Here is a 21,755-nt window from a genome sequence, read left to right on the forward strand (position 1 = left end):
GTGCGCGACACCGAAGACATGTCCCTCGACAACAGCAGTCACGCCAGCAGTGACGGCGAGGCTGCGCAAGACCCGCGGCCCGGCCCGGCCCTGGGCGAAGGCTGGTGCCTGCGCTTCCTGAGCGGTGCCGTGAAGGGCCGCACCATCGCGCTCAAGCCCGGGCTCAACGTGCTGGGCTCGGGCGGCGACTGCGAAGTGATGCTGCCCGGCGGCGACGTGCTGCCGCGCCACCTGGCCTTCACCGTCGGCGAGCTGGTGGTGTCGATGCAGCGCCTGGGCACGGCCTCGGCGCGGCTCAACGGCGAAGAGATGCAGCAGCCGCGCAAGAGCGTGGTGGCGGGCGATGTCGTGAGCCTGGGCCAGATCGACTTCCAGCTCGACCGCAGCTACACCGCCAACGCGCGCGAAGACCGCATGTTCGCCCCGGCCCGCGAGGCGCAGGCCGGCGAGGGCGCCCCGGTGGGCCAGCCCGCGCCGTCGTCGCGGCGCCTGGGCTACTGGGTGGGTGGCGTGATGGCGCTGCTGGCCGTGATCGGGCTGGCCGCCGTGTCGCTGGGCGATGCGGGCGCGGGTGCGCGCGCCAAGGGCAGCGTCAACCTGGCCGAGGTGGAGAAGGCCCTCGTGCCGTTCCCCGAAGTCGAGGTGGTGGCCGCGCAGGGCGGGCTGCTCGGCGTGAAGGGGTACGTGGAGTCGAAGCAGCGCCGCCAGGCCCTGCAGCAGGCCATGGCGCCCTTCGGCAGCAAGGTCAGCGTCAATGTGCATTCGGCCGAGGACATGGTCGAGCAGGCGCGCCGCTACGTGGCCGACCCCGGCGTGGCCGTCACCTACACGGGGCAGGGCCGGCTGGTGCTGTCCGGCACGGTGGAAGACGCGGCGGTGCGCCAGAAGATCCGGCGCCTGAGCGAAGACCTGCATCCCTCGGTGCTCGTGTCCGACAAGGTGCAGTACCGGGAGAAGCCCGCTGCCGAGGCCAAGGAGCCCGACATCCGCGCCCAGTGGGACGGCTGGCAGAGCGTGCTGCCTGCGCGCATGGTGAGCATCACCGAAGACGGCAACGGCCTGCGCCACATCCAGCTGTCGAACGGCAACCGCTACTACGAAGGCTCGGTGCTGCGCTCGGGTGCCGAGCTCAAGCGCATCGACGCCGACGGGCTGGTGCTCAGCGGCGGCGTGCCCGACAGCAGCAACAACAGACGCGCGAGATGAAGGCATGGACCCCCGCAGCCTGCATCACGCGCACCCCCGATTTCATGCGGCGACGCGTTCGTGCGCCGCATGGAATGGCTTCGTCCCGCCGGGACGGAGCGCTTCAACCCTCGTGAATCGTTCCACTTGACCAGGAGATACATATGGCAGGCGCAGTTGACAGCTCTATCCAGCAGATGAACCAGGCCGCGGCGGACAACGCCCGGCTGATGTCGGCCAGCATGGCCGCTTCCACCAGCATCCAGGGCGCGGCTTCCACCGCGCACACGGTCAACGGTGCGAGCGCCGCGGGCGGCGAGGTGGCCAAGTCCACCGGCAACGACATCCGCCAGTCGGCCAAGTCCTCGTAAGCAGGTCCGCGCGGTGCCCGGTGCATCGCGCGGCCTTTTCCCCAGGAGGTGAACCATGACCGATCCCACCGCGCTGGTCGCTGCGGGCGCACCACCGGCCGACGTGTCCGGGCCGGCGGCGCCGCAGCAGGCCGCCCACGCTTCGCGCTTCGATCCGGGCGAGACCCGGATGTTCGCCAACATGATGCAGGGCGTGCAGGCGCCGCCGTCTTCCGTGGCCGCGCCCAGTGCGCTCGGCGACGCCGCCAAGGCGCTCGCGGCGCAGTTCTCGGGCAACGTGCGCTCCTACGAGGAAATGCGCCGCAGCATGCTCGAGTCGATCGACATGTCCGACCCCATCAAGACCATGTTCGCGATGACCGACCATTCGATGGAGGCCCACACCATGTTCGCGAAGATGCACATCTCCACGGGCCTGGCGAGCGCCGCCACCAGCCTGTTCGGCACCTTGCTGAAGAACCAGCAATGAGGATGCCGTGAACCCGCTGCGTCACCCCCTTTCCCTTTCCATTTTTTCGCGCCGCGGCCGATGGGTTGCCGCGCTGGCCCTGCTGCTGGCGCTGGGCGGCTGCAAGGTCGGCCTGTATTCCAGCCTCAACGAGCAGGAGGCCAACGAGATCGTCGCCGCGCTGTCGGCCGAAGGCATCGACGCGTCCAAGAGCCGCGTGGAAGGCAGCAACTGGCAGGTCGAGGTCGACGAAGGCCGCATGGGCGCCGCGCTCGACGTGCTGCGCGCGCAGGGCCTGCCCAACGAGCGCTTCGCCACCATGGGCGAGGTGTTCCAGAAGCAGGGCCTGGTGTCCACGCCGTCCGAGGAGCGCATGCGCTACATCTACGCCATCTCGCAGGAGCTGTCGCAGACGCTGCGCCATGTCGACGGCGTGGTGTCCGCGCGCGTGCACGTGGTGATCCCGGCCAACGATCCGCTGAGCGAGAAGCTGCGCCCCTCGTCGGCGGCGGTGTTCATCAAGCACCGGCCCGACGTGGACATCCGCCTGCTGGCGCCGGCCGTGAAGGACATGGTGGCGCACAGCATCGAAGGCCTCACGCACGACCAGGTCTCGCTGTCGCTGTTCGAGGCGCGCAAGCCCGCGGCGGTGGCACCCGGCGGCGAGGGCGGCCGGGGCCAGCCGATGGTGCTGGGCCTGTTCTCGACCTCGACCGCGATGGTGCTGCTGGGCCTGCTGCTCGTGGCCGCGGTCTGCCTGATGGTGCTGCCCACGCTGCTGCGCCGGCAGGGGCTGGACTGGCGCAGCTGGACGCGCCGCCAGGTGTTCAGGCGCTGACCACCGATGCCCGCATCACCCGTCACCACACCCGAAACGCCGCAAGTTGCGCACGGCCCGATGGACCTCGTGCGCCTGGTGATGCGCTTCAACCTGCACCCCGAGGCCGACCTGCATCCGAGCTGGCTGCCCGCCCACTGGCCGGCCCGCCACCGCAGCCTGGCGCGGCTGGGCGAGGGCGGGCGCGCGGTGCTGGCCAACCAGCTGCGGCGCGAACAGGGACCGGCGGGCGACCCCGGTGCCGACTACAACTTCGATGCGCGCCTCAAACGCCTGGCGCTGCTCGACGCCGCCGCATTGCGCCGGCTCGCCGTGTACCTGGGGTTCTGCGTGCACCTGCCGCTCTTCAGGCAACGCGGCGGCGCGGGCGCGCAGATCCGCCGCCAGGCCCGCCGCTTCGACGCCGACGCGGTGGATTTCGTGCTCGACCGCGTGCCGCAGCTCACCGAGCTGCACATGGACAACGCCGCGCTGCAGCAGCGACCCCTGGCCACGGGCCGGGTGGTCGTCGACCGGGGCCATCGCCTGCTCCTGGGCCTGGCCGCCGCCGAAGGCGAGGCGGTGCTGCATCGCCTGCGCCGCAAGCTGCCGCGGCGCATCTCGACGCTTGGCGTGCCGCTGCTGCAGCGGCCCCAGGCCCGGCAACTCAACGAACTGGTGCTCTCGTGCATCGTTCCCGAAAGACTGCCCCAATGGGATTGGCTTTTCTGATCACCACCGAGAACCTGCAGCTCCTGAGCGAGCGCAAGGTCCTCAAGGAAAACGAGTACGCCGCGCTGCTCGACGCCTCGGCCGTGGTCGAGACCGCGCGGCGCGAGGCACGGCGCATCGTGCAGCAGGCCGTGCAGGACGCCGAGGCCAGCCGCCGGCAGGGCTACGAAGAAGGCCTGCAGCGCGCCAAGGCCGAGTACGCGAGCCAGCTGCTGAGCGACACCATGGCCAGCGAGCGGCAGCTGCATGCGCTGCGCGCGTCCATGGCGCAGATCGTCGTCAAGGCCGTGGGCCAGTTCGTCGCCGACGCCGAACCGGCGGCGCTGCTCGAGGCGGCGCTGCTGCGTGTCGACACGCTGATCCGCCACGAGCCCTTCATCACCGTGCGCGTGGCGCCCGCGCAGGAGGCCATCTTGCGCGACGTGCTGGCACGGCTGCGCGCCGACGCCAACTGGACCATGACCGTGAGCCTCGTGGCCGACGCGGCACTGCCCGCCGGCGCCTGCGTGGTGCAGACCGCATCGGGCGTGCTGGAGATCGGCGTCGACGCGCAGCTCGAAGCCTTTCGCCGCGCCGTGGAGCGCAGCGGCGTCATCGACGGCGCGGAGGGCGGCCGATGAACCCCGTGTCCGACGCGGCCCTGGGCGTCGTCGCCGACCTGGCGCAGGCTTTCGGCCGCGTCACGCCGGTGGCGATGCGCGGGCGCGTCAGCAAGGCGGTCGGCATGCTGATCGACGCCTCGGGCATCCAGGCCCATGTGGGCGAGCTGTGCGAGCTGGTCACGCCGGGCGAGCCGCCGCTGCTGGCCGAGGTGGTGGGCTTTCGCAACAACACCGCCATCCTCACGCCGCTGGGGCCGATCACCGGCATCTCTGCGCTCACCGAGGTGGTGCCCACCGGGCGCGGCCATGTGTGCCCGGTCGGCGCCAGCCTGCTGGGGCGCGTGCTCGATGCGCTGGGCCAGCCCATCGACGAGCGCGGACCGCTGAAGACCCACATGCAGCTGCCGGTGCACCGCGAGCCCGTGAGCCCGCTGGCGCGCCGCATGATCGACGCGCCGCTGCCCACCGGCATCCGCGCCCTCGACAGCCTGCTGACGCTGGGCGAAGGCCAGCGCGTCGGCGTGTTCGCGCCGCCCGGCGTGGGCAAGAGCACCTTGCTGGGCATGCTGGCGCGCGGCTCGACGGCCGACGTCAACGTGATCGCGCTGATCGGCGAACGCGGGCGCGAGGTGAAGGAGTTCATCGAGCACAACCTGGGCGCCGAAGGCCTGGCGAAGACAGTGATGGTGGTGTCCACCTCCGACCGCCCGCCGATGGAGCGCATCAAGTCGGCCTATGTGGCGACGACCATCGCCGAGCACTTTCGCGACCAGGGCAAGAAGGTGCTGTTGCTGGTCGATTCGCTCACGCGCTTTGCGCGCGCGCAGCGCGAGATCGGCCTGGCCAGCGGCGAGCCGCCCACGCGGCGCAGCTACCCGCCGTCGATCTTCTCGATGCTGCCTCAGCTGCTGGAGCGCGCGGGGCAGGGCAAGACGGGCTCCATCACCGCCGTGTACTCGGTGCTGACCGAGGGCGATGAAGAGAACGACCCCATTGCCGAAGAGGTGCGCTCCATCCTCGACGGCCACATCGTGCTGTCGCGCAAGTTCGCGGCGGCCAACCGCTACCCGGCCATCGACGTGCTGGCCAGCATCAGCCGCGTGATGCCGCTGGTGGCTTCGCACGCGCACTGCGCCGCGGCAGCACGCTTTCGCAGCCTGCTGGCCAAGTACCAGGAGATGGAGCTGCTGGTGCAGATCGGCGAGTACAAGCCCGGCGCCGATGCGCTGGCCGACGAGGCGATCCGCGCGCGGCCGGCGATGCTCGCGTTCCTGTCGCAGCCGTCGGGTGCGAGCCTGCCCTACGAACAGTCGCTCGCCCAGCTGCTGCAGGTGGGCGAGGGCGCAGAGGTGACGCGGTGAGCGGCATCGACTGGAAGACGCTGGTCGGCGTGCGCGAGCGCCAGAAGACCGTCGCCATGGGCGTCGTCGCACGCGACCGCGCGGCGGCCGCGCAGAGCCACGCCGAGCTGCAGCAGGCCCAGGCATGGCAGCAGCAGCAGGTGCAGAACAAGGCGGCGCACTGGCAGTCGACCGTCGGCGCGCTGTCGCACGGGCAATGCAGCGTCGCGCAACTGCGGCATGCCGGCGCCTGGAGCGGCGCGCTCGATGCGCAGATCGCCCAGGCCGGCCAGCGCGCGGCGCAGGCCGGGCAGGCCCATGCGCTGCGCGAGCAGACGCTCGATGCCAGCCGGCAGAAGCTGCGCGCCGCCAGCGGCGATGTGGAAAAGGCGCAGCAGATGCAGCAACGCGCGCGCACCGAGCAGCTGCGCGTGCAGGACCTGCGGCTGGACGAGGCGGCCGAGGAAAGCGCCTCGCAGGCCTGGGCCGCGCGGCGCCCGGCCTAGGCGCAAGGACACGCACAGCCCATGGACCCCACCATCGAACTGGCCAGCATCGAGAAGTTCTTCTCGTCGGTGGTGCTGACGCTGCCGCGCCTGTTCGCGATCTTCGCGGTCGTGCCCTTTCTGTCGGGCGGCATGATCACCGGCACCGTGCGCAACGGCCTGCTGTTGCTGCTCGCGCTCTTCATGTCGCCGGTGGCGGGCGACATGCCGGTGGCTTCCATCGGCACCTGGGTGCTCATTGCGGGCAAGGAGGCCTTCATCGGCCTGATGCTGGGCCTGGGTTTCGGCATCTTCATCTGGGCCGTGCAGAGCGTGGGCGACCTGATCGACTTCCAGACCGGCTCCAGCAACGCCTCGTTCTTCGACCCCGTGGCGGGCCATGAGAACGGCCCCACGGGCGAGTTCCTCGGCTGGATGGTGATCACGCTGTTCGTCTCGGCCGGCGGGCTGCTCGCGATGCTGGGCGTGATCGTCGATTCGTACCGGCTGTGGCCCGTGGCCTCGTTCTTCCCGAACCTGGGCCTGGTGATCGAGCAGTTCGCCGTTCGACAGGGCGACACGCTGTTCCTGTGGATCGTCAAGCTCGCGTCGCCGGTGGTGTTCGTGCTGCTGCTGGTGGAGCTGGGCATGGGCCTCATCAGCCGCGTGGCACCGCAGCTCAACGTGTTCGTGTTCTCGCAGCCGCTCAAGAGCCTGCTGGCGCACCTGATGATGTTGCTGTTCGTCTTCTTCGTGTACGAGTCGCTGCAGGAATTCCTGCGGCCCGAGAACGGCGTGCTTGATTTCCTGCGGGCCACGCTCTAGCGCACACCATGGCCGAGAAAGACCAGGACCCCACCCCCAAGCGCCTGCGCGATGCGCGCAAGCGCGGCGAAGTGGTGTTCAGCAACGACGTGGCCTCGACCCTCGTGTTCGCCGTGGTCGTGGTCTGCATGTGGCTGGGCGGCGGCGCCATCTACAGCCTGCTGCGCGAGCTGTGGCTGCACGCCACCAGCACCAGCCTGCTCACGCAACCCGACGACCGCTTTGCCGAGCTGTTGCTGCACACCGGCGCGGCGCTGGTGTGGGGCACGCTGCCCGTCACGGCCATCGCGGCGGTGGCCGGCATCGTCGGCTCGCTGGCCCAGGTGGGCGGCGTGGCCGCGTGGGAACGCCTCAAGCCCGACGTGAGCCGCATGAACCCGGCGCAGGGCCTGCAGCGCATCTTTTCCACGCGCAACCTCATCAACCTGCTGAAGATGAGCGTCAAGACCGCGCTGCTCGCGGGCCTGATGTTCGTGGTGGTGCGCGGCTTCGTCGACACCTCGCTCAAGCTCGGCCACGCGACCCCGGCCGCGATCATGACCGCCTCGGCCCACATGGTGCTCGTGGCCTTCGGCTGGGCCGTGGTGATCTACGCACTCATGGCCGCGGTCGACTACGCGCACGAGCACTTCGAGTTCATGAAGCAGCAGCGCATGTCGATCGACGACATCCGCCAGGAATACAAGGAAGTGGAGGGCGACCCGATCAACCAGTCGCGCCGCCGCTCCGCCCATTTCGAGGCCGTGTACGCCAGCCTGGGCGACCGGGTGCGCATGGCCTCGGCCGTGATCCATTCGGCCCGCACGGCCGTGGCCCTGCAGTACCTGGGCGAGGCCGACCTGCCGCGCGTGATCGCGCGCGGCGAGGGCGAGGTGGCCGCGCAGATTCGCCGCTTTGCGGGCGAGGGCCTGGTGCCGATGGAGTTCGAGCCGTCGCTGGCCGAGCGCATCTATGCCGAGGTGCCGGTCGACCAGCCGATTCCGCGCTCGCTGTATGCGCCCGTGGCCACGCTCCTGCGCTGGGCGCAGGGCCAGGGGTGACGCCATGGCCGCGCACCCGTCGTCTTTCTTCTTTGTCTGAACCCGTTCATTTTCGGAGGTCCCATGGTCGCAGCTGCCGTTTCATCTTCAGGCCCATCGCAGTCCGTCCTCGATCAGATGGCCGCCGCGCGTGCCGCCGAAGACGCGCGGCGCGCCGCCGAAGCCGAAGCACGCCGGCTTGCCGAAGAGGCCGCGCGCAAGGCGGCCGAGGCCCTGCGCCTGGCGGAAGAGGCCCGCAAGAAGGCGGAGGCGCAAAGAAAGGCTGCCGAAGCGGCCGAGCTCAAGGCTGCGCAGAGCAAGGCCGAGGCCGACCAGGCCGAAGCGCAGAAGGCGCGCGCCCAGGCCAAGACCGACGAACTCGATGCGCTGAAGAAAGAGGCCGCTTCCAATCTGAGCAGCAAGGAATCGACCCTGGCGGCCAGCAAGCTGGACGACGTGTGCCAGAGCCGCGCGAAGGGCAATCCATCGGATGCGACGCGCGCCGCGCAGAGCGAGGTGACTGCGGCGCAGAAACTCAATGCACTCTACGAAGCACCGGCGGCTCAACCGGGCGCCGAGCCGCCACCACCGCCCAGCGCAGGAACCAAGGCCGCCCTCGAGAAGCTCCAGGATGCCGCCAGGCCTGTGTTCGATGCACAGGCGAAGGGCGACAAGGCCACCCCGGCGCAGGAGAGTGCTCGCAACGCAGCATTCAGCGATTGGCTGGAAGCCGCCCAGCAGGACATGCGCACGGCCGGACTGAAGGCGCAGGCCCAGGGCAAGGACCCGCAGGCTGCCATCGCCCAGGAAGGGGAACGGGTCAACAAGGAGGTCGTGGCAGGCGGCCTGTTCGTGCCCAAGGACATGGCAAAGAGCGTTGCCGAGGTGCGCGACAGCGTGCAGGCCGAGTCACCCGAGGTCCGCCAACTGCGCAGCGAGCAGTACGACGTCAACCAGTCCGGCAAGCAGCAGATTGCCGATGCACGCACCGAGGCGGGCAAGGCGGCGGATGCGGCAGCCAAGGCCAAGGCGGATGTCGCGACGTACGGCGACGGTCCGATCACCAGCGACAGCCGGTTCACGGCGCGGGAAAACGCACGGGCCAAAGCGGCGCAGCTTGGCGCCGCATCGGACCAGGCGGCGGCGAAATACAAAGGGCTGGTCGAGACCTTCGGCGGCCACCACCCGGACGATCCGACAGGCACCGACCCCAAGGCCGAAGTCTTCGGAGCCGTCAACACCGACTACGAAGCGCGCGCGGCCGATCTGCAGGTCCAGGACTTCGAAGAGAAGTACCAGAAGGCGCTGGCCGGTGCCGACAAGAAGAAGATCGATGAGGCCGACACCGCGCTGCGCGAGGCGCAGGGGGCGCAGCGTCACATCCATGCCTTCCGGGACGACCAGGCTGCCAAGGTCGACCTGCGCGACGCCGCGACGGAGTACACCGATGCGGAAGCGGCGTGGAACGCGGAAGCCGCAAAGCGGCCCGGCACCTATCAAGTGACCGAGCGCGACGGCGGCAAGGAGACGACCAAGACCGTCAGGATGGAGGGCTACGACCCGGCGTTCCGGGCCAAGCCCGACAGCGAAGAGGGCAAGAAGGTCCAGCTGATCGACGGCAAGCGCTACTACGTCGATGGCAACAAGAAAACGGAGCTGGACCCGATCACGAACCGCCTGTTTGCCGCGAAGGAAAAACGCGACGCGGCCACGGCGCGCGTCGGCCAGACCGACAACGCGCTGCGCGGCGTCGTGAGCGACCTGTATCCCGCTGCCGATGGCAGCGCGCCCAAGCTCGATGCGTCCCGCTACGCCGACGCGGACGGGATCAACAACCGCCTCCTGGATGCCAACAAGGCACTGGCCGCCGCCTATGCCAACGTCGATGCGGGACCGCGCCCTGCGGGCTTCGTCGGGCCGGTGGCCACGCCCCCCACGCCGTTGCAGCTGGGTGAGCTGGTCGAGAAGCAATACACCGCGCAAGCCGCCTTCAACGCCATGAAGGCGATGCAGGAACTGCGCGGCGCTGAACGCGACCAGGCGGCCGGCAAGCCGGTGGACGAGGCCCGGCTCGAAACGCTGCGCGAGGCGGCGCGCAAGGCGCAGAGCCAGGACGTTGCGTGGACCCCTTCGATGACCCCGGAGCAGGAGAAGGACCTGCGCGACAAGCAATTGCCCGACGCGCGCAACGCGTTCAAGGCCAAGGACGAGGAATACCGCAAGCTCCCGCAGCCCAGGACGCCCGAGGAAGAGGCGGCGCGCGACAAGGTGCTGGGCGAACTCGACACCCTGAAGCTCACGGTGCGCGACAAGGAAACGCAGATCGAGCTGATCGACGCGAAGCGCGACTTTCGGGCAGCGCAATACCGGTTGGAAAAGACGACATTCGCCAAGCCCCAACTGGAGATGTATGTCCAGGACGGGGAAACTCACAGCGGCGACGTCTATCCCCAGAACTACGACCCGACGGCGGGGATCAGGCGCGGCGCCGACGGCAAGGCCGATCCCAAGACCTTGCCGAAGGGCATCTCGCCGGACGACGTGAAGATCGAGCTCAACCCTTGTGGTGGCGGCTACATCGTCACGTTCAAGAAGGACTCCAAGGTCGTGGGTCTGCAGGAATCGCCCGTCGATGGACGCAAGCGCAGTTTCGTGGTGAAGGCGGGCAGCTATGAAATGAACCCTGTCACCGCCCACGTGTGGCAGACCTCGGACACGGGCGGCGGGCGGCTTGCGAAAGCCAACGACGCCCGCAACGAAGTCAATGGCGCACTGGCCAAGGCGGCGGCAGAAGCACCGCCTGCGGAAAATGCGCTGCCGCAGCCGGGGCCCGACGGAAAGCCCGTGCCGACCCTGCGCATGAACGAAGACCTGGGGCCGCGCAAGAAGACCGTGGACCAGGGCGTGGTCGATGCCATTGCCGCAAGGGACAAGGCCCAGACGGCCTACGACGCGGCGACCGGCGACCGCACCAGGCTCGGCAACGATCTCGCGGACGCCAAGTCGCGCGTGCAGATCGCCCAGAACGAGCAGACGGCGGTGAATGCCATGCTCGCCTGGCAGACGGACAACCGCAATCGCCAGATCTACCAAGCCGACGAACGCGCGGGGCGCACCGCGTATTGCTATGCCGAGTTGCCGACGGTCACGGCCGACAAGTCGCGCGACAAGGCGGAGCTGGCACGCAAGGACTGGATCGATTCGCGCAACAAGTTTCTGGTCGACACCGCGAAGCGCGACCTGGGCCTGGCACAGACGGCTCACGACCAATGGAAGAGCGCGAACCCGACCTTGGCCGAGACCGGCTCGGCCACCTGGACGGCGCTGCAGGATGCCAGGCTCCAGATGAATGTCGCCGACGTCAACCACGTGGCCGGCGCGGCGGACAGTGCGATCGCGCGCGAGAAGAGCTTCATTTCGCAGAACCTCACGCCCGACAAGTTCCAGGATCCGCGTTCGCTCTACAGCCTGTTCGAGAAAAATCCGCAGGTGATGGCGCAGTCCATCATCAACAGCCACTATCTGCAATACGGCCCCGAGCCGATGCAGATGCAAAGCCGCCTGCACCTGGAGAACGAGGTGGCGCTGGCACTGGGCTGGGGCCCCGAAAAACCGCTCGACGGCGAAACCGCCGCGGACAACGCAAGGATCCGCCAGACCCAGAACCTGTTCGGCAACCTGCCCAAGGAACAGCGGGAGATGCTGGACAAGGCGGTGGACAAGCTGGTGGAGACCGGCGGCGACAAGGCCCGCGTGACGGTGCTCCCGGTGGTCTATGCACTCGACGGCGACAAGGGGGGCATTGTCAAGACGGCCCTGTTCAAGGTGGAGAGCCGGGACAAGCCGGGGCAGGTGAAATTCGTCGACGAGCAAGGCTGGCGCTACGACGATCTCGACGACTACCGGGCCAACAACAGCCTGCCGGTGGAAGACGTCAACCTCGTGACGGCGAAAGACGGCAAGTTCTCGGTCGACGACAAGGGCAACGTCGAGCTGTTCAGCGGCGACGCGCGCACCGAGACCGACTTTGAATCCGCGCGGCGCCGCTACAAGCTCGACTGGATCGCGGGCGGTGTCGGGCTCGTCGCGGGCGTGGTGCTGACCGTGGGCTCGTTCGGGACGCTGGTGGGCCCCGGCATGATGCTCGCGGCGGGCTCGCTCACCGTGCTCACGGCCGGCTACGGCGTCGAGACCTCGCGGCAAAGCCTGGTCCGGCAGGCCGATCACGGGCAGAGCGTGAATCCCTTCACGAACACGCAGGCACGGATGGACTGGTTGAATCTGGGCTTGTCCGCATTCAGCGTTCCGGTGGTCGGTGCATCCACCCGGGCGGCCATGCAGACGGTGCGCGCCGGCAGGGCCCTCAAGTCGGCGAACAGCGCCACAGGGGCGGCGGCCGAAGGTCACCTCGCGGATGCCAATCGCTACCTGCAGAGCGCCAAGGCCTGGGGAAAGCCAGCCTCGACGGCGGCGGTGCCACTGACCGTCGGCAGTGTCTATGCCTTCGAGGAAGGCGCACGCTATCTGATGGAGAACTGGGACCACATGACCCCCTCCGAGCGCAACCAGCAGCTGGGCATGCTCGGCCTGAACGCGGGCGGCTTTGCCACGGGGGTGGCTGTGCGCGGCACTCAGGGTGGGTACAACGCGGTCAAGACGTGGCTTGCCGGCAAGGGCGGCCCTGACGTCGTGCCCGCCAGCCACGTGACGAACGGGACGCCGGGCGGGGATGTCACGGCATCCGGCAATGCGCGCACGCCCGCCCACCTGCTGCCGGCCGCCGGAAAGAAGGATGCCCTGACCGACTTCCGCGAAGCCTCGTCGCTGCCGGCCGACGCCCCGGTCAATGCCCCTGTCGCCCCGTTGAACAGCGGTGGGCGGGTGCCGGTGCGCGCGACACCGCCCGTCGGGGTCGATGCGCCCGTCACGAAGGCGCCATCGAAGCCGGTGGCGGAGGTGCCCGCCGACACCGCGCTGAACCCGGTGGTTTCGCTCGCTTTGCGACGTTCCAGCGACGACCCCGGTACGGGTGGCGGCGCGATGCCCGCCTCGGCGCGCAGGCCCGATGTCCAGCGGGCGACAACGGCGGCCAACGACAAGGGCCCCGCGGCGAATGCACCGCAGCGTGCCGCGCTGGAGCGCCAGCGCGTGGCCGGGAACACCGGCGGCAGCAGCCATGCCTGGCGCGTGGCCCACGGCGACGCGGTCCCGCTGGCGCGGGATATCAATCCGACCGGCTCCGACACCAACTGCGTCAACAGTGCCGTCACCTTCGACCGGATGCTGAGTGCGCCCGGCATCAAGATGCAGGCCGTTCCTTCGGGACCGAAGACCTGGGCGCAAATCCTTGCGCTGTACGGCGACGCGCCCCTTTCATCGTTCGGCAGTTCGCGAGAGGCGGGGGCCGCGATGTCGGCGCTGCCGGACGGCTCGCGCGGCTTCGTCTTCATGGGCGACCCGAACGCAGAGGCCCATGTCGTCAATTTCGTGCGGCGCGGTGGACGCACGGAACTCGTCGATGCCCAAGCCGGAAGGTTGGTCGACAGCTTCGACGCCGCCGACGTCAAGGTGATGGTGACGCATGAAGGCGGCCAGCCCCGGATCGACCAGACCGTGTTGTCGGGCCCGCGGCTGGCGCGTTTTCTCGACGCCTCTGCGGACAAGGTGCCGGCCAATGGTCCGCAGGGCCGGCTGGCGGGCACGCCGGCCGCTGGCGGGCGGCCGGGCTTCGATGCGGACGGCGTGCCCAAGCCGCCGACCACGTCGGGCCACCCCGACTGGGAGGGCACGGCCGCGCATGTCGGCGATCTGTTTGCAAGGCAGCGAGCGGCGGCCGACCCGGATTCGACGTTGGCGCCGCTGCAGCCTTCGGCCGATGAAACGGCAGTGACGAATTCGCTGATGGCCGACCCGGCCGCGGGTTCGGCCGAGCGCTTCGTGTTCACCAAACTGGGGCCGCGCGACACCTTCTACAGCAAGCAGACCCCCGAGGGCCAGCGGGCCGACATGCGCGTACCCAACAACAGGACCTTCGACAACTTCTCCGATGCCAGCGCGACCGCGGTGCGCGAAGGCGGTGGCTGGGTACAACGCGTGAAGCCCGATCCGAACAAGCTGCCGCTCAACGCCCGCCGCAAGGTGGGCGCCGACGAGATCGTGGGTGCGCTGCACGTCAACGGTGAAGGGCAGGTGCTGCCGATGGGCATACCCAACGCACGCGATGCCGCCGCGCTGGCCGCGACCGATGGCGTGCCGACGTGGAAGCAGGGCACCAAGGGCCTGCTGTCGGAGCAGCCGAAGGACGCGCTGATCCGCGCCAAGGGGATGACGATCATTGCCGGCGGCACGCGCGTCGTCTTCGAGGCGGTCAAGCCCGTCTTCGGCGTGCCGGCCGACTGGGCCGGCGGCCGCACGGCAGGCTACGCGGGCTATCCGCTGTCGAGCTTCGGCCGCGCGGCCTATCTCAAGGCCTCCCAACGCGCGAAAGAGTCAATGGCCGCCGCCACGCGAGGAGACCGCGGCAAGGCCGACGAACTCATGGACAAGGTGATCAGCGGCAGTGGCTGGCGCGGCGACAAGATCATGGACGCGAAGAAAATCGCCTCGCTGCGCAGCGACGTGAACAAAGTGGCGACGCTCGGAGAAGAGTTTGCGAAAGCGCGCAGGGCGGTGCCGGGCGGCCCGTCGGAAAAGGACTTTCAGCTGCACACGATCCTCCCGACCGATGAGAGTGCCCTGGCCCTGGCGCCGTCCGGCTACCTCAAGGGCGTGCCGGGCATGCGCGATTTCCTGGGCCTGCAAGGCGCCGATCCCGCGGGCGAATTCCACGGCCAGCGCCCGTCGAAGATTCGCGACCAGCTGCTCGTGCGCATCGACCGGATGAGCGCCGACGAACTTCAGCGCGCGGCCGATCCTTCGCATCCCGATGATTCGCCGCAGGCGCAACTTCTGCGCGAGTTCCCCGAAGTGCGGGCGAAATTCAGGAACACGCTCGACGAGCGCGCCAAGATGCGGGAGGCACATGAAGCGCTCTACACCCAGCTGAAATCCATGTTCCCCGACGATCCGGATGTGCCGGGCAAGCCCCATGGTGCGCTCTACATCAAGGTGGCGTCGATGCTCAAGGACAAGACGGGCATCGATCCGCAGGCGGCCGAAAGCATGGGTGGCAGCACCAATTCGCCGAACACGCGCCTCGGGCTGGTCAGCCGGCGCGCGACCATCCTCGTGAGCATGAACACCTTTGTCGGCGTCGCCTTCAAGCCGCTGAACGCGGGTGGCGGTTGGAGGACGGACGTGGGCAATTTTGCCGACTCGCTCTCGATCGGAACCCTGGGTGCGAACTACATCTACAACAACAAGGTGGACAAGCTCGCCACCATCGACCGGACCGTCGCCGAGGGGGCCAGGGCGGCAAACAAATCGGAGAAGGAGTACCTCGACGACAACCCGACGCTGAAGGAGACGCAGACGGCAGCGAAGAAGGAGAAAGACAACTGGAACAAGTACCGCGACTTCGCGGGGGGGCTGAGCGCCGCGCGGGCCACCGCAGTGGGCTTGGGGTTGCTCGAAGCAGGGCCTGAAATACTGGCCTACGGCGCTTTCGCGCAGGCCGGGCTCACGCTCACCTGGGTCGGCCTGCAGCAGGTTCCGAAGCTGCGCAACGGCGCGGCACCCCATCTCACCAAGTCCCTCAAGTGGTTGGCGGTCGGTGCGATCGCGATCGTTCCTGCGGCCACAGCGCTGTACAAGGCCTTTTTCGGCACTGACCAGCAAAAGTCCGACAGCGTGGTGAAGATGGTGTGGAACGGCTTCACGGGATTGTTCGAGCAGAGGCCGGTCACGCCGACGCCGACCGTCACGCCGACGCCGTCGACTGCGAAGACGCCATCGCCGAGCGCGACGACACCGTCTCCGAGCGCGACTGCGACAACGCCACCGCCGACCACGACGCCGCCTCCGACCACGACAACCCCACCGCCCTCCGGCAAGCCCACGCCCATCCTCGTCACCGTCGACGGCAACGACCCCGACACCGCCACGCTCTGGGGCATCTCCGAGCACAACGAGCAGACGCTGCTCACGCCGCTTCAACTCGGCGAAGCGCGGCGCGAGGGCGGGGAGGTCCGCGTGATCGACGAGGCCCTGTCGCAGCTCTTCAACCTGAACCCGCGCTTCGACAGGCGGCTCATGGACGGCGTGGCCAGCAACGTCGCAGGCGACCCGGACACGCTGCTCAACGGCTGGCAGATCGAGGTCGGACAGAGGCCGGCCACCTGAACCGCGCCACACGCCGGGTGCCTGCCTTTCGACTCCCTTTCACCGTTCAGGCGGGCAACTCCCGGTTCGCAGCCGGCAGAGGAATGGCACGATGCAAGGCATGAAGCTGCTGCTGGTTGAAGACGATTTCGATCTCTCGGGCGTGCTGGGCCGAAGCCTCTCGTCGCGCGGGTTCGAGGTGCTGTGCTGCGCCGACGGCATCGAGGCGCTGGCGGCGGCGCGCAAGAAGCGCTTCGACGTGGTGGTGCTCGACCTGTCGCTGCCGGGCCTGGACGGCCTGGAGCTGCTGCAGCGCCTGCGCGGCGACGGCAACCGCACGCCGGTGCTGGTGCTCACGGCACGCGGCGCGGTGGGTGAGCGCATCGTCGGGCTCAATGCCGGCGCCGACGACTACCTGGCCAAGCCCTTCGACCTGGACGAGCTGATCGCGCGGCTGGGCGCACTCACGCGCCGGCTGGGGCGCGACGGCGAGCTGCGCTGCGGCCGGCTGCACTACGAGGCCGCATCCAACGCCTTCTACCGCGACGAGAGCCCCCTGGAGCTGTCGCCGCGCGAGGCCGAGCTGCTCAAGAGCCTGATGTCGCGCGTCGACCACGTGGTGCCGAAGGAAGCCCTGCGCGACGCGGTGTTCGGCGCCGACGACACGGCCCATGCCGAAGCCATCGAGGTGATCGTGCATCGCCTGCGCAAGAAGCTGGCCGGCGCGAGCGTCGAGATCATGACGCTGCGCGGCGTGGGCTACCTGCTGTGCGACGACGCGAGCGCGGCGGTGCAGCAGCAGCAACAGCAGCAGTCGCTGCAACCGCAACAACAGCGGGCGGCGCGGTAGGTGAAGGCATGGGTGCAACGCCTCCTTCGCGCGGCCTCGCTGCGGCAGTTCCTGCTGGCCTGGATGCTCGGCGGGCTGTGGCTGATCGTGGCGGCCGTCACGCTGTGGCACGTGCTGCTGGCGTTCGCCGAGGTGGCACGCGCGCAGGACGAGCGCCTGGGCGCGGCGATCTCGCAGGTGGTGCAGCAGGCCGTGGTGCAAGCCGAAGGTTTGGCATTCGCGTCCACGCTCGAACCTTTGGCGTACAGGGTGAGCAGCATGCAGGGTGACTGGCTCGCGGGCGACCGCGCCCTGGCGGCGTATCCCTGGCGCGGCGCATTGCCGGCGTCGGGCCTGCCGGCGCTGTACATCACGCAACGCGGCGGCGCACCGATGCGCGCTGCTGCGGCGCTGCGCCATGTGCCCGGTGCGGCGACGGCCGACGGCGTGGTCGTGCAGGTGGCGGAGCCGCTGCGCCAGCGCATTGCGCTGTGGCAGGCCCTGCCGCAACGCCTGCTGGCCTGGCTCTATGCCAGTGCCGCGCTGATGTCGGTGGTGGTCTGCAGCGGCGTGGCCGTGGCCGCGCGCTGGCTCGAGCGCGCGCGGCAGGCGCTCGATGCGCCGAACGTCGATGCGCTCGACTACGACGGACCGGCCGAGCTGCGCCCTGCGGTCGAGCGCATGCACGGCCTGCACCGACGCCAGCGCGAATGGGTGGGCCAGCAGCGCCGCTTCCTGGCCGATGCCTCGCACCAGCTGCGCACGCCGATGTCGGTGCTGCGCACGCAGCTGCAGTCGGCCATGGCGGGCGACGTGCCGCTGAGCGAGGTGCTGCCGCAGATGCTGCACACGGTCGACCGGGCCACGGGCATGGCCAACCAGTTGCTCAGCCTCACCAAGCTGGAGCAGATCAAGCGCGCCGGCGAGCTCAAGCCCATCGACCTGCGCGGCGTGGCGCGCGATGCGGTGATGGAGCTGTCGCCGCTGATTGCCGCCAAGCGGCTGGACTTCGCACTCGAAGGCGACGAGATGTGGGCCCCGGCCGATGCGCTGATGCTCGGCGAGCTGCTGCGCAACCTGCTGGCCAACGCGATCCATCACACGCCGGCGGCCGGCCGGCTCGGCGTGCTGTTGCGCGGCTATGCGGGCAACACCGAGCTGGTGGTGTGGGACGAAGGGCAGGGCCTCGACGACGAGGTGCGGCCCCGGCTGTTCCAGGCGTTTTCTGCCGCCAAGGGCGGCGTGGGGCTGGGCCTGTCGATCTGCCGCCAGATCGCCGATGCGATGGGCGCCAGCATGGACCTCTACAACCGCATCGACAACGGCCGCGTGATCGGCGTCGACGCGGTGGTCACCTGGGGCCAGGGGCCCTGACGCGCGCGTTCTCGCGCCTCTTTCTTTCCTTCCTTTTCTGCCCGTTCCATCCGGCGCCATCGCAGCCGGGGGACTGGTGTCGCCGCAAGAACCTTGATGAAGCACAACCCGGAGATGACGACGATGACGACAACGACCGCAAGCACACGAAAGATCCTGAGCGCCACCGCACTGGCCGCCGCGGCCCTGTGGGTCCAGGCCGAGGCACGGGCCCAGGGCTCGGGCCAGCTCAACGTGGTGTGCTCGGTGCAGGACGAGTGGTGCTCGCTGATCAGCACCACCTTCGCCCGCAGCGCGGGCATCAAGGTCAACGTGCTCAAGCGCGGCAGCGGCGAGGCGCTGGCGCAGCTGATCGCCGAGCGCTCCAACCCGAAGAGCGACGTGTGGTTCGGCGGCACCGGCGACCCGCACCTGCAGGCGGCCGAGCAGGACCTCACGCTGGCCTACAAGTCGCCCTCACTGGCGCAACTGCATCCGTGGGCGCAGGCGCAGGCCGAGCAGTCGGGCTGGCGCACGGTGGGCGTGTACTCGGGGCCGCTGGGCTTTGCCTACAACACCGAGCTGCTGGCCAAGAAGAAGCTGCCCGTGCCCAAGTGCTGGAAAGACCTGCTGTCGCCCGCGTTGCGCGGCGAGGTGCAGGTGGCCAACCCCGCGAGCTCGGGCACGGCCTACACGATGATCGCCACCATCGTGCAGCTGATGGGCGAGGACAAGGCCTACGACTACCTCAAGGGCCTGCACAAGAACGTCAGCCAGTACACCCGCTCGGGCACCGGCCCGATCAAGGCCGCGGCGCGCGGCGAGACCACGGTGTCGATCAGCTTCGTGCACGACGCGCCGGGCGAGCAGATGCAGGGCTTTCCCATCGCGACCGAAACGCCCTGCGAAGGCACGGGCGCGGAGATCGGCTCCCTGTCGATCGTCAAGGGCTCGCGCAACCTGGAGAACGCGAAGAAGTTCTACGAATGGGCGCTCACGCCCGCCGCCCAGCAACTGGGCGTGGCGGCCAAGCAGTTCCAGCTGCCCTCGAACAAGACCACGCCGCTGGACAGCCGCATTCCCGATTTCCGCAAGATCAAGTTCATCCACTACGACTACGCCAAGTACGGCCAGTCGGCCGAACGCAAGCGCCTGATCGAGCGCTGGGAGCGCGAAGTGAACGCGCTGCCGCGCTGATGGCAGGCGACCGGACAAGGCCGACACCATGAAATTCAAGGACGACAACAACCGCGCGATCGGGCTGTGGTCTGCGCTGGGCCTGGCGGCCTTCGTGCTGCTGCCCTGGTACAGCCTGCCCGAGGGCCTGTTCGGGCTGCAGGGGCTGAGCGAACTGGCGGCGGGGCACGACACCTCGTCGGCCTTGGCGCAGGTGCTGCTGCACCACCGGCCCTGGCTGCTGCTGGGCCTGTGGCCGTTGCTGGCCGGGCTCGTGGCGCTGGGCATGGCGCCGGGCAAGACGCAAGGCCGCCTGCTCGCGTGGAGCGGGGCGCTGGGCGTGTTCGGCGTGCTGGCGCAGGGCTTTGCCATCGGCCTGCCGAACGCGCCCGATGCCGGCGCCTGGGCCGGCCTGTTCGGCGCGGCGGGCATCGGCCAGCCCGGCTTCGGCTGGGGCGCCGTGGGCGTGCTCACGGCGTTGATGATGCTCACCGCTTTCGGCTTCGCGCGCTCGGGCGCCTTCCGGGGCGACCTGTTCGTGGCGGCGGCGGTGGTCGGCAGCGGCGGGCTGCTCATGGTGTTCGTGGCCTTCCCGGTGCTGCGCGCGCTGGCGAGTGCCTTCGTCGACGAGAGCGGTGCGATCAGCCTGGGCGCCTGGCTGGCGCGCGTGGGCAACGAGCGCACCTGGGGCCTGGGCTGCCTGAACTCAGCACGCAACTGCGGCGTGGCCTGGAACACGCTCTTTCTTGCGGTGCTCACCGGCCTGAGCACCACGGCGCTGGGCACCTTGCTGGCACTGATCGAAGACCGCAGCGACTCGCGCGTGCGCCGCGCGCTGCGGCTGCTGGCGCCGTTGCCGATCATCACGCCGCCGTTCGTGGTCGGGCTCGGGCTGGTGCTGCTGTTCGGGCGCGCGGGGCTGGTCAACCAGTTTCTCGAATGGGCCTTCGGCATCGAGCCGGGGCGCTGGTTCTACGGCTGGTTCGGCGTGTGGCTGGCGCAGCTGTTCGCCTTCACGCCCATCGCCTTCCTGATCGTGCGCGGCGTGGTGCAGGGCATCAGCCCGTCGCTGGAAGAAGCGTCGCAGACGCTGCGCGCCGACGCGGGCCGCACCTTCCGTCACGTGACCTTTCCGCTGATGCTGCCGGGCCTGGCCAATGCCTTCCTGGTGGGCTTCATCGAGAGCATTGCCGACTTCGGCAACCCGATCGTGGCGGGCGGCCAGTTCTCGGTGCTGTCGACCGAAATTTTCTTCGCCATCGTGGGCGCGCAGTTCGACCAGGGCCGTGCCGCGGCGCTCGCCTGGGTGCTCACGCTGTTCGCACTGGGTGTGTTCGCGCTGCAGCGCGGCGTGCTCGGGCGCAAGAACTACACGACGGTGTCGGGCAAGGGCGACGCGGGCATTCCGATGCGGCTTCCCCATGGCCTGCGCCGGGTGGCGCTGGCCATCGCGGTGCCGTGGCTGGTGTTCACGCTGGTGGTGTACTGCTTTGCCTTCACCGGCGGCTTCGTGCAGACCTGGGGGCGCAACTACACGCCCACGCTGGACCACTTCCGCTCGGCCTTTGCCATCACCTTCGAGGGCGGCGGGTTGCAGTGGGTGGGGCTGGCGTGGAACTCGCTCTTCACCACCATCCAGCTGGCGGCCATTGCGGCGCCGCTGACGACCGGGTTGGGCCTGCTGATCGCCTGGCTGCTGGCGCGGGTGCAGTTTCGCGGGCAGGGCGCCTTCGAGTTCTCGGCCCTGATGGCCTTCGCGATCCCGGGCACGGTGCTGGGCGTGAGCTACGTGGTGGCCTTCAACGTGCCGCCTTTCGAGATGACGGGCACCGGGCTGATCATCGTGATGTGCTTCATCTTCCGCAACCTGCCGGTGGGCGTGCGTGCCGGCTCGGCGGCCTTCCGGCAGCTGGACAAGTCGCTCGACGAGGCCTCGCTGATGCTGCGCGCTTCCACCGCGCGCACGCTGTGGTCGGTGGTGCTGCCGCTGCTGAAACCGGCGCTCACGGCCTCGCTGATCTACAGCTTCGTGCGGGCGATGACGACGGTGTCGGCGGTGATCTTCCTGGTGACGGCCGAGACCGAACTGGCCACCACCTTCATCATCGGGCGCGTGGGGCAGGGCGACTACGGCGTGGCGCTGGCCTACAGCACTGCGCTGATCGTGTTCATGGCGCTGGCGACCGCGGCCATCCAGTGGCTGGTGGGCGACCGCAAGCTGGGCCGGCGTGCAGCGGGCATGGCCCGCCCGGATGCCGACGTTTCACCGGCCGGCCCCGAGCGCGCGGCGCCGGTGGCCGCGCAGCTTTGATTG

At 69.3% G+C, this 21,755-nt stretch carries 15 protein-coding genes; all 15 read left to right on the forward strand.

What is annotated here, in order from left to right; all coding sequences use genetic code 11:
- The 15 genes from AC07Q9_RS08220 (at position 1) to AC07Q9_RS08290 (ending at position 21,752) form a co-directional block, all read left to right on the forward strand.
- Positions 1-1,206 carry an FHA domain-containing protein gene (locus tag AC07Q9_RS08220; protein ID WP_495308669.1) on the forward strand — a complete coding sequence of 402 codons (1,206 nt, stop codon included), beginning with the start codon at positions 1-3 and terminating at the stop codon, positions 1,204-1,206.
- A gap of 143 nt (positions 1,207-1,349) precedes the next feature.
- Positions 1,350-1,556, forward strand: a complete 207-nt coding sequence (locus AC07Q9_RS08225; protein ID WP_021004014.1) for a hypothetical protein — start codon at positions 1,350-1,352, stop codon at positions 1,554-1,556.
- 55 nt (positions 1,557-1,611) lie between these two features.
- On the forward strand, positions 1,612-2,025 hold the full coding sequence (locus AC07Q9_RS08230; protein WP_489056630.1) for a hypothetical protein: 414 nt from the start codon (positions 1,612-1,614) through the stop codon (positions 2,023-2,025).
- A 7-nt stretch (positions 2,026-2,032) separates the two neighbouring features.
- Entirely contained in the window at positions 2,033-2,842 is an 810-nt protein-coding gene (gene sctJ / locus AC07Q9_RS08235; RefSeq protein ID WP_495308670.1) for a type III secretion system inner membrane ring lipoprotein SctJ, read from the forward strand.
- Positions 2,843-2,848: 6 nt separating this feature from the next.
- On the forward strand, positions 2,849-3,553 hold the full coding sequence (locus AC07Q9_RS08240) for a SctK family type III secretion system sorting platform protein (RefSeq protein ID WP_495308672.1): 705 nt from the start codon (positions 2,849-2,851) through the stop codon (positions 3,551-3,553).
- Positions 3,535-4,173 (forward strand): type III secretion system stator protein SctL, encoded by a 639-nt coding sequence (gene sctL, locus AC07Q9_RS08245; protein WP_495308674.1) that lies wholly within the window; start codon positions 3,535-3,537, stop codon positions 4,171-4,173. The genes AC07Q9_RS08240 and sctL overlap by 19 nt, the downstream gene beginning before the upstream one ends.
- A complete protein-coding gene (locus AC07Q9_RS08250) occupies positions 4,170-5,516 on the forward strand; it encodes a FliI/YscN family ATPase (RefSeq protein ID WP_495308676.1) in 1,347 nt (448 codons plus the stop codon). Before sctL ends, AC07Q9_RS08250 begins: the two co-directional genes overlap by 4 nt.
- Positions 5,513-6,001, forward strand: a complete 489-nt coding sequence (locus AC07Q9_RS08255) for a serine kinase (RefSeq protein WP_492676957.1) — start codon at positions 5,513-5,515, stop codon at positions 5,999-6,001. Before AC07Q9_RS08250 ends, AC07Q9_RS08255 begins: the two co-directional genes overlap by 4 nt.
- A gap of 21 nt (positions 6,002-6,022) precedes the next feature.
- Positions 6,023-6,805, forward strand: coding sequence for a type III secretion system export apparatus subunit SctT (gene sctT / locus AC07Q9_RS08260; protein WP_099789444.1), 783 nt, complete (start codon positions 6,023-6,025; stop codon positions 6,803-6,805).
- A gap of 8 nt (positions 6,806-6,813) precedes the next feature.
- Complete coding sequence (locus AC07Q9_RS08265; RefSeq protein ID WP_489056635.1) at positions 6,814-7,845, forward strand: EscU/YscU/HrcU family type III secretion system export apparatus switch protein; 1,032 nt, start codon at positions 6,814-6,816, stop codon at positions 7,843-7,845.
- 63 nt (positions 7,846-7,908) lie between these two features.
- The gene (locus AC07Q9_RS08270; protein ID WP_495308678.1) at positions 7,909-16,104 is read left to right on the forward strand and encodes a DUF4781 domain-containing protein; all 8,196 of its coding nucleotides are present in this window, start codon (positions 7,909-7,911) and stop codon (positions 16,102-16,104) included.
- A gap of 100 nt (positions 16,105-16,204) precedes the next feature.
- Positions 16,205-16,933 (forward strand): response regulator, encoded by a 729-nt coding sequence (locus tag AC07Q9_RS08275; RefSeq protein WP_495309945.1) that lies wholly within the window; start codon positions 16,205-16,207, stop codon positions 16,931-16,933.
- Positions 16,934-16,945: 12 nt separating this feature from the next.
- Positions 16,946-18,286 (forward strand): sensor histidine kinase, encoded by a 1,341-nt coding sequence (locus tag AC07Q9_RS08280; RefSeq protein ID WP_495308680.1) that lies wholly within the window; start codon positions 16,946-16,948, stop codon positions 18,284-18,286.
- 123 nt (positions 18,287-18,409) lie between these two features.
- Positions 18,410-19,462, forward strand: coding sequence for an ABC transporter substrate-binding protein (locus AC07Q9_RS08285; RefSeq protein WP_495300210.1), 1,053 nt, complete (start codon positions 18,410-18,412; stop codon positions 19,460-19,462).
- A 28-nt stretch (positions 19,463-19,490) separates the two neighbouring features.
- Positions 19,491-21,752, forward strand: a complete 2,262-nt coding sequence (locus AC07Q9_RS08290; protein WP_495308682.1) for an ABC transporter permease — start codon at positions 19,491-19,493, stop codon at positions 21,750-21,752.
- The last annotated feature ends 3 nt before the right edge of the window (positions 21,753-21,755 follow it).

It is taken from the genome of Variovorax sp. GW821-FHT09A10 (assembly GCF_059418385.1).